11 protein-coding genes and 1 tRNA gene are annotated in these 12965 nt (G+C 64.2%); 6 read left to right on the plus strand and 6 right to left on the minus strand.

Annotation, left to right across the window (positions count from 1 at the left end):
• Positions 1-17: 17 nt before the first annotated feature.
• Positions 18-1739 (minus strand): proline--tRNA ligase, encoded by a 1722-nt coding sequence (locus tag EPAKOI_RS14000; protein ID WP_124683227.1) that lies wholly within the window; start codon positions 1737-1739, stop codon positions 18-20.
• A 196-nt stretch (positions 1740-1935) separates the two neighbouring features.
• Here EPAKOI_RS14000 and EPAKOI_RS14005 point away from each other — a divergent pair, with 196 nt between their 5' ends.
• A complete protein-coding gene (locus EPAKOI_RS14005; RefSeq protein ID WP_253699996.1) occupies positions 1936-2616 on the plus strand; it encodes an RNA pyrophosphohydrolase in 681 nt (226 codons plus the stop codon).
• Positions 2613-3191, plus strand: a complete 579-nt coding sequence (locus EPAKOI_RS14010) for a CNP1-like family protein (RefSeq protein WP_124683226.1) — start codon at positions 2613-2615, stop codon at positions 3189-3191. Before EPAKOI_RS14005 ends, EPAKOI_RS14010 begins: the two co-directional genes overlap by 4 nt.
• A 73-nt stretch (positions 3192-3264) precedes the next feature.
• Here EPAKOI_RS14010 and proB read toward each other — a convergent pair whose 3' ends face one another.
• From proB to EPAKOI_RS14035, 5 genes are all read right to left on the minus strand, one after another.
• On the minus strand, positions 3265-4383 hold the full coding sequence (gene proB / locus EPAKOI_RS14015; RefSeq protein WP_124683225.1) for a glutamate 5-kinase: 1119 nt from the start codon (positions 4381-4383) through the stop codon (positions 3265-3267).
• Between the two features lie 50 nt (positions 4384-4433).
• Positions 4434-5531, minus strand: coding sequence for a GTPase ObgE (gene obgE / locus EPAKOI_RS14020; protein WP_124683224.1), 1098 nt, complete (start codon positions 5529-5531; stop codon positions 4434-4436).
• 122 nt (positions 5532-5653) lie between these two features.
• A complete protein-coding gene (gene rpmA, locus EPAKOI_RS14025; RefSeq protein ID WP_124683223.1) occupies positions 5654-5914 on the minus strand; it encodes a 50S ribosomal protein L27 in 261 nt (86 codons plus the stop codon).
• A 51-nt stretch (positions 5915-5965) separates the two neighbouring features.
• Positions 5966-6277 carry a 50S ribosomal protein L21 gene (rplU, locus tag EPAKOI_RS14030; RefSeq protein WP_008647259.1) on the minus strand — a complete coding sequence of 104 codons (312 nt, stop codon included), beginning with the start codon at positions 6275-6277 and terminating at the stop codon, positions 5966-5968.
• A gap of 217 nt (positions 6278-6494) precedes the next feature.
• On the minus strand, positions 6495-6638 hold the full coding sequence (locus EPAKOI_RS14035; protein WP_423192446.1) for a hypothetical protein: 144 nt from the start codon (positions 6636-6638) through the stop codon (positions 6495-6497).
• 1222 nt (positions 6639-7860) lie between these two features.
• Here EPAKOI_RS14035 and ltrA point away from each other — a divergent pair.
• From ltrA to pilB, 4 genes are all read left to right on the plus strand, one after another.
• Positions 7861-9561, plus strand: a complete 1701-nt coding sequence (gene ltrA / locus EPAKOI_RS14040; protein WP_423192447.1) for a group II intron reverse transcriptase/maturase — start codon at positions 7861-7863, stop codon at positions 9559-9561.
• Positions 9562-9724: 163 nt separating this feature from the next.
• Entirely contained in the window at positions 9725-10654 is a 930-nt protein-coding gene (ispB, locus tag EPAKOI_RS14045; protein WP_153947425.1) for an octaprenyl diphosphate synthase, read from the plus strand.
• Positions 10655-10771: 117 nt separating this feature from the next.
• Positions 10772-10848: transfer RNA gene (locus tag EPAKOI_RS14050), tRNA-Pro, on the plus strand.
• A gap of 316 nt (positions 10849-11164) precedes the next feature.
• Positions 11165-12886: a type IV-A pilus assembly ATPase PilB gene (pilB, locus tag EPAKOI_RS14055; protein ID WP_124683221.1), complete on the plus strand. Its 1722-nt coding sequence runs from the start codon at positions 11165-11167 to the stop codon at positions 12884-12886.
• The last annotated feature ends 79 nt before the right edge of the window (positions 12887-12965 follow it).

A 12965-nucleotide genomic window follows, 5' to 3' on the forward strand; every position in this document is an offset into this window, starting at 1 on the left:
TGGGCTCGGGGCGGCGGTCAGCTTGCCAGCAGGCCGCGCACGTGCGCCACCACGTCGGCCACGGCCACCGGGGTGGCCTGGGCGTCGCGGCGGCCCTGGTACTCGACCTTGCCTTCCTTCAGGCCGCGGTCGCCCACCACCACGCGGTGCGGCACGCCAATCAGTTCCCAGTCGGCAAACATCACGCCCGGGCGCTCGCCACGGTCGTCCAGGATCACGTCCACGCCAGCGGCCAGCAGTTCGGCATGGATGCGGTCGGCCTCGGCCTTCACGGCCTCGTTGCGGTCGTAGCCGACCGGGCAGACCACCACGGCGAACGGCGCAATCGCCGCCGGCCAGATGATGCCGCGCTCGTCATAGTTCTGCTCGATGGCGGCGCCCAGGATGCGCGTGACGCCGATGCCATAGCAGCCCATCTGCATCGGCTGGGTCTTGCCGTTTTCGTCCAGGAACACGGCGTTCATCGACTCCGAATAGCGGGTGCCGAGCATGAACACGTGGCCCACCTCGATGCCGCGGCAGATTTCCAGCGTGCCCTTGCCGTCCGGCGAGGCATCGCCGGCCACGACATTGCGCAGGTCGGCCACCACCGGCTCGGGCAGGTCGCGGCCCCAGTTCACGCCGGTGTAGTGGTAGTCGCGCTCGTTGGCGCCGCAGCAGAAATCGGCCATGTTGGCGACAGTACGGTCCGCCACCACCTTGACCGGCTTCTTCGTGCCGATGGGGCCCAGGTAGCCCGGGGGCGAGCCGAACGTGTCGACGATCTCGGTCTCGGTGGCGAATCGGAATTCGGCCAGGCCGGGCACCTTCGACGCCTTGACCTCGTTCAGTTCGTGGTCGCCGCGGATCAGCAGCAGCCAGATCTGCACGCCGGCGTCGCCGTCGGTGGCCAGCACGATCGACTTGACCGTCCGGGCCAGCGGCATGCCTAGGAATTCGGCCACGTGCTCGCACTTGGCCTTGCCGGGCGTCGACGTCTTCGTCAGGTCCTCGGCCGGCGCCGGGCGCGCGGCGGCCAGCGGCAGGGCCTCGGCGGCTTCCATGTTCGCGGCGTAGTCGGACGTCGGGCAGTAGACGATGGCGTCCTCGCCAGTCTCCGCGATCACGTGGAATTCGTGCGAGCCGGACCCGCCGATGGCGCCGTTGTCGGCCGCCACGGCGCGGAACTGCAGGCCGAACCGCTGGAAGATGCGCACGTAGGCGTCGTACATGCTCTGGTACGACACCTTCAGGCCGTCCACGTCACGGTCGAACGAGTAGGCGTCCTTCATCGTGAACTCGCGGCCGCGCATGATGCCGAAGCGGGGCCGTCGCTCGTCGCGGAACTTGGTCTGGATCTGGTAGAAATTGACCGGAAGCTGCTTGTAGCTGCGGATTTCGGACCGGGCGATGTCCGTGACCACTTCCTCGGACGTCGGCTGGACGGCAAAGTCGCGCTCGTGGCGGTCTTTCAGGCGCAGCAGTTCCGGGCCCATCTTGTCCCAGCGGCCGGTTTCCTGCCACAGCTCGGCCGGCTGGACCACCGGCATCAGCAGTTCCACGGCGCCGGCGCGGTTCATTTCCTCGCGAACGATGTTCTCCACCTTGCGGATCACGCGCAGGCCCACCGGCATGTAGCTGTAGATGCCGGCGCCCAGCTTGCGGATCATGCCGGCCCGCATCATCAGTTTGTGCGACACGATTTCCGCGTCGGCGGGGGCTTCCTTGAGGGTGGAAATGAAGAAATGCGAGGCTTTCATCCGTTGGTTTCTCGTGATGCGGGTCGTGGCGGGCCGTCGGCGGCCGCGCCGCCGGACGGCGGCAAAGGGCTTCCGGTTCCGGGGAGACGCGCCTGAAACTGCCCATCTGCTCGGGAAAACCAGCATTCCCGGGGTCAGGCCGTTGCGCGCGCATCCCTTATAATCGACGTAATTCTAAAGGATTCGAGGTGCAGTCATGCTCGATCGTGAAGGCTTTCGCCCGAACGTCGGCATCATCCTCATCAACGCACGTAACGAGGTTTTCTGGGGCAAGCGAATCGGCGAACACTCCTGGCAGTTTCCGCAAGGTGGCATCAAGTACGGCGAGACGCCGGAACAGGCCATGTATCGGGAGCTGCAAGAAGAAGTCGGCCTGCTTCCGGAGCATGTCAGGATTGTCGGTCGCACGCGCGACTGGCTGCGTTATGAGGTGCCGGACAAGTTCATCCGCCGCGAGATCCGCGGCCATTACAAGGGCCAGAAGCAGATCTGGTTCCTGCTGCGCATGGTTTGCCGCGACTGCGACATCCACCTGCGCGCATCGGACCATCCCGAATTCGACGCCTGGCGCTGGAGCGAATACTGGGTGCCGCTCGACGCCGTCATCGAGTTCAAGCGCGAGGTCTACCAGTTGGCGCTGACCGAGCTGTCGCGCTTCCTGAACCGCGCCCGCGTGCCACTGAGCCCCTACGGGCACCACCACGTCGGGCACGCCCGGCACGGCGACGGCGCGCGGCCGGCCAGGCAGGCGGCGGGCATGCCGGCCATCGAGGCCACCGCCTCGGCCGGGCCCGTGGCCAGCGGCGGCGCGGCCAGTGCGCAGGAATCTTCTCTTACGCCGGATTCGCCGGCGACCACCAACCGGAGTCATGGATGACTAGTTTCAGCGGCCGGAGCCTGTGCTCCGGCCTGTTGCTGGCAGCGGCGTGCCTGGCGCTTGCCGGCTGCAAGACCACGGCCAAGGGCTTGCCCGAGGAAGAGGAAAAGGCGGCCGACAGCGGCTTCCTGAACCCGTTCGAGGACCGGCCGTTCAAGGAGGCCGAGGCGGCCCTGCCCGCCCTGCCGCGCGACGAGGACCTGATTCCGTTCTCGGTCAACGATTCGTCGGACTTCCGCTTTGCCGTGGATCCGAAGTCGATCTCGGTCGGCGTCGACCGCGTGGTGCGCTACACGGTGGTCATCACCAGCGCCGGCGGCGGCCGCAACGTCAGCTATGAGGGCCTGCGCTGCGACGCCTTCGAGCGTCGCATCTACGCCACGCTGCCCAAGGGCGCCACGGCCTGGGTGCCGAACCTGGGCGAGTCGCGCGACATGTGGATCCGGATGCAGAACCGCGCCCGCAACGCCTACGCGGCGACGCTGGCGACCGATTACTTCTGCGAAGGCCGCACCGTGGCGGGCAAGCCGGAACAGATCATCCGCGACCTGAAGGCGTACGCGCCGAGCCGCTGATCCGATCCTGGCGCCCAACGCAAAACGGCGAGCCCCCTGCGGGACTCGCCGTTTTTTCTTGCGCGGGCTGGTATCAGACCAGTACGAGGTTGTCGCGGTGAATCAGCTCGGGCTCGTTCAGGTGGCCCAGCACCGATTCGATTTCCGACGACGGCTTGCGGGCGATGAGCCGCGCCTCCGCGCTCGAATAGTTGGTGATGCCGCGCGCGACCTCGCGCCCGGCGGTATCGACGCAGGCCACCACCTCGCCGCGCGCGAATTCGCCCTGCACCTCGGTCACGCCGATCGGCAGCAGCGACTTGCCGCCGCCCGTCAGCTTTTCCACCGCGCCGGCATCGATCACCACGCGGCCGCGCAGTTGCAGGTGGTCGGCCATCCATTGCTTGCGGGCCGTGAGCCGCCCGGTGGGCGCCAGCAACTGGGTGCCGATGGCCTCGCCGGCGGCCAGCCGGCCCAGCACGTCGGCCTCGCGGCCCGACGCGATCGTCGTGTGCGCGCCGGACTTGGCCGCCCGCTTGGCCGCCAGGATCTTGGTCAGCATGCCACCTCGGCCGATGGACGTGCCCGCGCCGCCCGCCATCGCCTCCAGCTCGGGCGTACCGGCCAGCGCCTCGTGCACGAACTCGGCGTTTGGGTCCTTGCGCGGATCCGCCGTGTACAGGCCGCGCTGGTCGGTCAGGATCACCAGCGCGTCGCCTTCGATCAGGTTCGTGACCAGGGCACCCAGCGTGTCGTTGTCGCCGAACTTGATTTCGTCGGTGACCACGGTGTCGTTCTCGTTGATGATCGGCACCACGCCCAGCGACAGCAGCGTCAGCAGCGTGGAGCGCGCATTGAGGTAGCGCTCGCGGTCGGCCAGGTCGGCGTGGGTCAGCAGCACCTGCGCGGTGCGGATGCCGTAGCGGCCGAACTGGCTCTCGTAGACCTGCGCCAGGCCCATCTGGCCCACCGCCGCCGCGGCCTGGAGTTCGTGGATTTCCTTCGGCCGGCGCGCCCAGCCCAGCCGCTGCATGCCCTCGGCGATGGCGCCCGAGCTGACCAGCACCACCTCCTTGCCCGTGCCGCGCAGCTTGGCGATCTGGGCCGCCCAGCGCGCGATGGCGTCGTGGTCCAGCCCTTTGCCGTCGTTGGTGACCAGGCTGGAGCCCACTTTGACGACGATACGTTTAGCCTGCGCGATGACCGATTGCATGGCGGGGTTCCTGTCTCCGAGCCGTGGTTGTTGTAGGGGAGCCGGGCAGCTTACGCCTGTTCGCCGCCCCGGTCGACGTTGTGCAGGCGGTCGTCGAGCCGGATGTCCGGTTCGGCCAGCGCGGCGGCTTCCTCGGCCTTGATCGCGGCCAGGTGGTCCTTGATCGCGTAGATCAGTTCGCGGCAGCCTTCGCCGGTCAGTGCCGAGATATGGAACACCGGCCCCTTCCACTTGAAGCGCTTGATGAAGTCCTTCACGCGGGCCGCGCGCTCCTCGTCGGGCACCATGTCCACCTTGTTCAGCACCAGCCAGCGCGGCTTGTCGAACAGGGTTTCGTCGTACTTCTTCAGCTCGCCGACGATGGCCTTGGCCTCCGCCACCGGGTCGACGTTCTCGTCGAACGGCGCGATGTCGACGATATGGAGCAGCAGGCCGGTGCGCTGCAGGTGGCGCAGGAACTGGTGACCCAGGCCGGCGCCTTCGGCGGCACCCTCGATCAGGCCGGGGATGTCCGCCACCACGAACGACTGCTCGTGGTCCACGCGCACCACGCCCAGGTTCGGGTGCAGCGTCGTGAACGGGTAGTCCGCCACCTTGGGGCGGGCATTCGACACCTGCGTGATGAACGTCGACTTGCCGGCGTTCGGCATGCCGAGCAGGCCCACGTCGGCCAGCACCTTGAGCTCCAGCTTGAGCATGCGGCGCTCGCCGGGCTTGCCGTCGACCTGCTGGCGCGGCGCCCGGTTGGTGCTCGACTTGAAGTGCAGGTTGCCCCAGCCGCCCATGCCGCCCTCGGCCAGGCACACGCGCTGACCATGCTCGGTCAGGTCGGCGATGACCTCGCCGGTGTCCATGTCGGTAATCAGCGTGCCCACGGGCATGCGCAGCGTGACGTCCTCTCCAGCGGCGCCGTAGCAGTCCGAGCCACGGCCGTTCTCGCCGTTGCGGGCCACGTGCTTCTTGGCGTAGCGGTAGTCGATCAGCGTATTGATATTGCGGTCGGCCTGCGCGAACACGCTGCCGCCACGGCCGCCGTCACCGCCGTCGGGGCCACCGAAGGGCACAAATTTCTCGCGCCGGAACGAAGCGCTCCCGTTGCCGCCATTGCCGGCGATCGCTTCGATACGGGCTTCGTCAATGAACTTCATGTTGGATATCCGAGGTGGGTGCGGCGGCGGACGCCGGCCAGCGAGGCTGGCGCCATTCTATCGCGCCACAAAAGAAAAAGCCCCGCATGTGCTGCGGGGCCTTTCGTGCTGCAAAGGCTGTATCAGGCCGCCGGAACGACGCTGACTTGCTGCTTCTTGGCAGGGCCCTTGACGGCGAACTGCACGTGGCCGTCCACCAGCGCGAACAGGGTGTGATCCTTGCCCACGCCGACGTTGTCACCAGCGTGCACGCGGGTGCCGCGTTGACGGACGATGATGCCGCCGGCGTTGATGGCCTGGCCACCGTACACCTTCACGCCCAGACGCTTCGATTCCGAATCACGGCCGTTCCGCGTGGAACCGCCGCCTTTTTTCTGTGCCATGTCTTAACTCCAGTTGACCTAGTGCGATGAAACGGGTGTCCGAGCCGGAGCTCAGGCCACGATGGCTTCGATACGCAGTTCGGTGTAATTCTGACGATGGCCCTGACGCTTCTGGTAGTGCTTGCGACGGCGCATCTTGAAGATCTTCACCTTGTCGTGACGACCCTGGGCGATAACGGTAGCCTTGACGGAAGCCCCGCTCACCAGCGGCGTACCAAACTTGATTTGGTCGCCAGCGCCCACTGCGAGCACCTGGTCCAGCGTGATTTCTGCGCCAATGTCAGCCGGTATCTGTTCTACTTTCAGTTTTTCGCCAGCAGCAACCTTGTATTGCTTGCCGCCGGTTTTTACGACCGCGTACATTGTCGAACCTCTCGATGTTGATTGAAACGATGAATGCTGCCCCGGGGAGCCCCGGAGCCGGCGCCGTTTCGTGCGCCGCAGACGGTTTGCGCGTGAAACGCAACCGAAGTAACCGGCGATTATAGACCGGTTTACGGAAAAGCGCAAAGAAAACAACGAGATAGCCCGCCGGGCGATGGCTGCGGCGGGCGGCGCACTTCGTGGAGCGCGCGAGGCGTCAGGTCAGGTCGGCCAGCAGGAACCCGGCCAGGGCAGCAAACGCCACCCACCAGGCGGTGCGGCGGACATGCCGTCGTGAGGCTTGGGGCTTGTCCACGGCGGCATTATAGGTGCGGCACGGCGCGGCGCGCCCTCCTGACATTCCCTTCCACCGCGATGCAGGCTTCGGCCATGGTACATGCGCATCGCATATAATCCACCGGTTTTGGTGCGACACGCACACTCGTGTCCGGGTAGCTCCAACGTAAGGAGCATCGACCTTTCGTTGAGACAAGGGGAAAGCCTCGGCCTGAACCGTCCAATCTCAACCATTTCTTGCTTTGACAAGCCCAGCCGCAAGGTTGGAGCGAGTCCATGTGTTGCGGCAAGGCCAGCGTATCGGCTAAATCGCAGCTTGCTATTTGCTGGATGGATTTCCAGCCATTGCCCAAAGGCGGGGACGCTTGCCTTTGGGCAGGTGTCTTTGCAGTACGCGCTCTCCCCGGAGGGTGCGGGTGGACATGCAGCGGCAGTTTCGCTGCGTGTTCGCTACATAGCATTTAAGCCGACCCAATAGGGTCGGCGCTACGTTCTTTGGGACACAGGCCATGCGCTCGTAAGAGCCCGTCTGTTGTCAAGCGCCTGCCAGCACGGAGGCACTGAAGTAATGAAGTGAGGTTTCCCGGAGCGTATAGCTCTGCGCGTTATGGTTCGGTCGAATACACCCGCGAGGGTGCCTCGATAGAGAACCTGCTATGCGACTAGCAGTAGCCTAGGGAGACATGCGTCACTGGTAACGGTGGGGTGTGAAGCTCTTCTGACAACGCTGCCCCCGTAAGGGTGCGTCCATGCCGTGAGGCGGGGATGTAAAGGCTCCAAGCAGCAAAGGGGTCGAGGTGCGGGCTGGCTGGTATGGGTAACGCAGTGAACTGCTGATAAACGTCGTAAGGATTGCGGTGCCAAAGCTGCTGATAGGCACTAACCAAAAGGTACGTGGTCGGATGCCCCGCTCAAAACTCGGGACACGTCGCTAGTATGACCACCGGCGGAGAGGCAGGCCCTAACCCAGTCGTGTAATGCGCAGGGAACGTGGTAAGCCCGTATGGCTGCCGGAGTGCAGTTTGACTCAGGCAGGCGAACCGTAAGGAACGCTGTTGGCTGTGCGGGTATGGGAGGTTGGAGAAAGCGAACGCCAGGCTGTAATGGTCCGGATAGGGATTGAAACATCATCCCACGCGAAAGCGAGCAGACTTCCAACTGGTCTTTCGTCGCAAGGCGGCTGACTGAACTCGCTTGTTTAATTTTCTTCCCTTGGGGGGTGACATGCCCCCAAGGGGGCATGTTGTCTCTGCTGTTTGGGGAAGTCCTCAAGATAGGAGAGCAGCATGGAAGCATTGATCCGAGAGGATGAATCTGCGCCCTCCGGCATCCCGCAACGATGGGGCGACATCAATTGGCGCCGCGTTGATCGGAATGTTCGGGCAATGCAGATTCGAATTGCGAAGGCAACACAGGAAGGGGATTGGCGCCGGGTGAAAGCCCTGCAACGATCCCTGACCCGCTCGTTTTCCGCCAAAGCATCGGCGGTAAGGCGAGTGGCGATGAACCAAGGTGCGCGGACGGCAGGAGTCGACCGCGAAAAGTGGAAATCGCCTGAAGCCCGATGGGAAGCCATTGGGCGGTTGAAGCGCCGGGGGTATCGGCCCATGCCATTACGGCGGGTCTTTATCCCCAAAGCCAACGGGAAGGAACGCCCTCTGGGTATTCCGACCATGTTGGACAGAGCCATGCAGGCGTTGTATCTGCTGGCGCTGGAACCAGTGTCCGAAGGGACGAGCGATCCGAACTCCTATGGGTTCCGGATCAATCGATCCACGGCGGATGCCATGTCCCAGCTATTCGTCAACTTATCCAGAAAGGCTTCGGCCCAATGGATCCTAGAAGCGGATATCAAAGGGTGTTTCGACCATATCAGCCACGACTGGCTGGAACGCAATGTCCCTATGGACAAAGCAATCCTGCGGAAGTGGTTGAAAGCTGGCGTGGTATTTCAAGGCCAGTTTCAGGCGACCGACGCTGGAACACCACAGGGGGGCATCATTTCCCCGACCTTGGCTAACGTGGCACTGAATGGGTTGGAACAACAACTGGTCGAGTCCCTACGGGCAAAGCTGGGAGTAACCAATACTAAGAAGTTGAAAGTGAATGTCGTACGGTATGCGGATGACTTCGTGATCACCGGCTACACGCCGGAAGTCCTAGAAAACGAAGTGAAGCCGTGGGTGGAACAGTTCCTAGCAACAAGGGGGCTTTCGCTGTCCACGGAGAAAACGCGGATCGTCAGCATAGCCGAGGGTTTCGACTTCCTCGGGTGGAATTTCCGGAAGTACTCGGGAACGCTGCTCATCAAACCGAGCAAGAAAAACGCGCAAGCGTTCTACCGCAAGGTGAAGGAGGTCATCAGCGCCAATAAGACGGCAAAGCAGGAGAATCTTATCCGCCTGCTGAACCCGATGCTGAGAGGCTGGGCACAGTATCACAGTCCAGTTGTGGCGAAAGAGTCGTTCAACAAAATGGAGCGCAGTATCTTCCGCGCTCTGCTCTGGTGGGCGAAACGGCGGCACCGAGGAAAGAATGCCGAATGGGTGCGGAAGAAGTACTTCGCGTCGTTTGGCGATCGGAACTGGGTGTTCGGGACCGAGTTTGTGGAAGATGATGGGGAACGGCGTTGGCAGGAGTTGTACTCGCTTGCCAGCACGCCCATTAGAAGGCACAAGAAGATTCGAGGGGAGTTCAACCCCTTCGATCCAGCGCAGGAAATGTATGGCGAAAATCTACGCCGGGACCGCATGTTGGAAAACATGTCTCACCGGAAACAGTGGATCAAGCTGTATGTCGACCAGCGAGGCTTGTGCGCGGTGTGTCACAGCGCGATAAGCAAAGAGACCGGGTGGCATGACCATCACATCGAACCCAGAGTAGTAGGTGGGTCCGACGCTCTAAGCAATCGTGTACTGGTACATCCCGACTGCCATGTCCAGGTTCATCACTACGGAAGAGTCGCAGTGAAGCCGGTGTTTGAATAACTCATACATTTTGTAGAGGCTTGAGCCGTATGCGGGGAAACTCGCACGTACGGTTCTTAGGGGGGAGGGGTCTAGCAATGGGCTCCTCCTACCCTCCCGAAACGGTGATCTCATCTTGTCCCAGTCTTCCGCCACTGCCTTGCTTGCCCCGGTCGCTGCCGACATGCGCGCCGTTGACGCCGTCATCCGCCGGCGCCTGTCGTCGGAAGTCCCGCTGGTCGAGCAGATCGGCGAATACATCATCAGCGCGGGCGGCAAGCGCCTGCGCCCGGTGATCCTGCTGCTGTCGGCCCGCGCGTTCGGCTACGAGGGCCACCGCCACCACGAGCTGGCCGCCGTGGTCGAATTCATCCACACCGCCACGCTGCTGCACGACGACGTGGTCGACGAATCGGAACTGCGCCGCGGCCGCCAGACGGCCAACGCCGTGTTCGGCAACGCCGCCAGCGTGCTGGTGGGCGACTTCCTGTACTCGCGCGCCTTCCAGATGATGGTGGACGCCGGCAGCATGCGCATCATGGAGATTCTCTCCAATGCCACGAACGTGATTGCCGAGGGCGAGGTGCTGCAGCTGCTGAACATGCACGACCCGGACGTCACCGTCGAGCGCTACCTGCAGGTCATCCGCTACAAGACCGCCAAGCTGTTCGAGGCATCGGCCCAGCTGGGCGCCGTGCTGGCCGGCGCGGACGCCGCGATGGAGGAAGCCGCCGCCGAGTACGGCCGGCGCATCGGCACCGCGTTCCAGCTCATCGACGACATGCTCGACTACACGGCCAGCGCCGAGCAGATGGGCAAGAACGCCGGCGACGACCTGCGCGAAGGCAAGCCCACCCTGCCGCTGCTGCACCTGCTGGAGCACGGCACGGCCGAGCAGCGCGAACTGGCGCGCGACGCCATCGTGCAGGGCGGCACCGAGCACTTCGATGCCGTGTTCTCGGCCATCCACGCCAGCGGCGCGCTGGAGGTGACGTTCGCCGCCGCCCGCCACGAGGCCGAGGCCGCCGAGCGCGCCGCGATGCAATTCCCCGATTCGCCGCTCAAGAACACGCTGATCGAACTGTGCGCGTTCTCGCTCCAGCGCCAGAGCTGACGGCGATCGGTCGATTTTCTTGAGAAAGGCGCTTGCCAACCTCAGGAAACGCCGCTAAAATTTTGTTCTTTGCTGCTGACAACGCACCGTCGGCACGGCAAAGAAAGCAACAGAAATCGGGGTGTAGCTTAGCCTGGTAGAGCGCTACGTTCGGGACGTAGAGGCCGGAGGTTCGAATCCTCTCACCCCGACCAGATTTCGATGCACGGCACCGCCGGACATCGCCAGTATCAGCAGAAAGCCGCACAGTCACGTGCGGCTTTTTTGCTTTCCGGCCGCCGTCGCGCACGCCCGTTCCCACGCCATTCCCCTCCCCCGCGCAAGTAGGGTTGCAGCCGTGTCGCGCAAACGCCAACGCGCGCGCGGGCTGGCTTTACAAAAAGTGACCCCGGCGGCAAACTGCCCCGATCCGGGAGCTCCGGCCTGTGCCGTCCCGCCGCAGTCAACCGCGCCGCCCGCCGTTTTCCCACCAGCCTTCGGCAGCCTGCGCCCCTTGCACCGTATTTCGCCATGACACTAGGTCTTGCGCTTGCCCAGAGCCGGCGGATCGCGCCCGCGCTGCTCGCCCAGCTGGAGCAGTCGGCACGGGAGAAGAAAACGCAGCTGATCGACGAGATCATCGGCAGCGGCACGATGTCCGCGCACGACGTGGCGATCTTCGCGGCAGACAAGTACCAGTTGCCGCTGCTGGACCTGTCCCAGTACAACCTCAACCGCGTGCCACCGGCGCTGGCCGGCAACCGGGAATTCCACGCCCACCGGCTGCTGCCGCTGGGCCGGCGCGAGAACCGGGTGATCGTGGCGATGTCAGACCCGGCCAACCAGGCCGGCGTCGAGGCCATCCGCCAGAAGCTGAACCTGCCCGTGGAAACGGTCGTGGTGGAGCACGACAAGCTGATGAAGCACGTGCGGGCGGCCGGCGAGGCGCTGGGCACCATGAAGAACATCTCGCCGGTCACACCCACCGCGCAGAAGATGATCGAATACGATCCATCGGCCGCGGCCGCCGCCCGCAAGGGGCCGGGCAACGAGATCGACGACGCGCCGGTCGTGCGGTTCTTGCAGAAGCTGCTGACCGAGGCATTCAACCGCGGCGCCTCAGACCTGCATTTCGAACCGTTCGAGTTCTTCTACCGCATCCGCTTCCGCGTGGACGGCGTGCTACAGGAAGTGGCGCGCCCCCCGCTGGACATCCGCGACAAGATCGCCACCCGCATCAAGGTGCTGTCGCGGCTGGACATCTCGGAAAAGCGCGTGCCGCAGGACGGCCGGATGAAGCTGCTGATTGCCGTGCCGAAGGACAAGGACGGCAAGGAGACGACCGACAAGGCCATCGACTTCCGCGTCTCGACGCTGCCGACGCTGTTCGGCGAGAAGATTGTGATGCGGATTCTGGATTCGTCGACCGACAAGCTCGACATCGACCAGCTTGGCTACGAGCCCAGGCAGAAGGAACTGCTGATGGAAGTGATCAAGCGCCCCTACGGGATGGTGCTGGTCACGGGCCCCACGGGCAGCGGCAAGACCGTGTCGCTCTACACGTTCCTGAACATGCTGAACCAGGGCGACATCAATATCTCCACGGCCGAGGACCCGGCCGAAATCCAGTTGCCCGGCATCAACCAGGTGAACGTCAACGACAAGGCCGGGCTGACGTTTGCCGCCGCGCTGAAGTCGTTCCTGCGGCAGGATCCGGACATCATCATGGTTGGCGAAATCCGGGACCTGGAAACCGCCGACATCTCGATCAAGGCCGCGCAGACCGGCCACCTGGTGCTGTCCACGCTGCACACCAACGACGCCCCGACCACGCTGACCCGCCTGATGAACATGGGCGTGGCGCCGTTCAACATCGCGTCGTCGGTGCTGATGATTACCGCCCAGCGGCTGGCGCGCCGGCTCTGCTCGTGCAAGCGCGAGGGCGACCTGGCGCCGCAGGTGCTGCTGGACGCGGGCTTTACCGAGGCCGATATCGACGGCTCCTGGAAACCCTACCACCCGGTGGGCTGCGAGCGCTGCAACGGCAGCGGCTACAAGGGGCGCTGCGGCATTTACCAGGTCATGCCGATTTCCGAGGCGATGCAGCAGATCATCCTGGCGCACGGCACGGCGCTGCAGATCGCCGAGCAGGCGCGCAAAGAGGGCGTGCTATCGTTGCGCGACGCCGGGCTGCAGAAGGTCAAGCAGGGCATCACGTCGCTGGAGGAAGTGCTGGCAACCACGAACAACTGACGGGTTGGAACGGGACAGCCGGGCGCGCGGCCGGGCAGTCCTTGCGTTGGGCAGGCCGCGCACATGGCGCACGCACCCA

It is taken from the genome of Cupriavidus sp. H18C2 (assembly GCF_049393795.1).
In the GTDB taxonomy this organism is placed as follows: Bacteria; Pseudomonadota; Gammaproteobacteria; order Burkholderiales; family Burkholderiaceae; genus Cupriavidus; species Cupriavidus pauculus_C.

Excerpts from the sequence above, each read along its gene's own strand:
- EPAKOI_RS14005 (WP_253699996.1), top strand. The coding sequence starts at position 1,936 with ATGCTCGATCGTGAAGGCTTTCGCCCGAACGTCGGCATCATCCTCATC.
- ltrA (WP_423192447.1), top strand. The coding sequence starts at position 7,861 with ATGGAAGCATTGATCCGAGAGGATGAATCTGCGCCCTCCGGCATCCCG.
- EPAKOI_RS14010 (WP_124683226.1), top strand. The coding sequence starts at position 2,613 with ATGACTAGTTTCAGCGGCCGGAGCCTGTGCTCCGGCCTGTTGCTGGCA.
- pilB (WP_124683221.1), top strand. The coding sequence starts at position 11,165 with ATGACACTAGGTCTTGCGCTTGCCCAGAGCCGGCGGATCGCGCCCGCG.
- proB (WP_124683225.1), bottom strand. The coding sequence starts at position 4,383 with ATGCAATCGGTCATCGCGCAGGCTAAACGTATCGTCGTCAAAGTGGGC.
- EPAKOI_RS14000 (WP_124683227.1), bottom strand. The coding sequence starts at position 1,739 with ATGAAAGCCTCGCATTTCTTCATTTCCACCCTCAAGGAAGCCCCCGCC.
- rpmA (WP_124683223.1), bottom strand. The coding sequence starts at position 5,914 with ATGGCACAGAAAAAAGGCGGCGGTTCCACGCGGAACGGCCGTGATTCG.
- rplU (WP_008647259.1), bottom strand. The coding sequence starts at position 6,277 with ATGTACGCGGTCGTAAAAACCGGCGGCAAGCAATACAAGGTTGCTGCT.
- ispB (WP_153947425.1), top strand. The coding sequence starts at position 9,725 with ATGCGCGCCGTTGACGCCGTCATCCGCCGGCGCCTGTCGTCGGAAGTC.
- obgE (WP_124683224.1), bottom strand. The coding sequence starts at position 5,531 with ATGAAGTTCATTGACGAAGCCCGTATCGAAGCGATCGCCGGCAATGGC.
- EPAKOI_RS14035 (WP_423192446.1), bottom strand. The coding sequence starts at position 6,638 with ATGTCAGGAGGGCGCGCCGCGCCGTGCCGCACCTATAATGCCGCCGTG.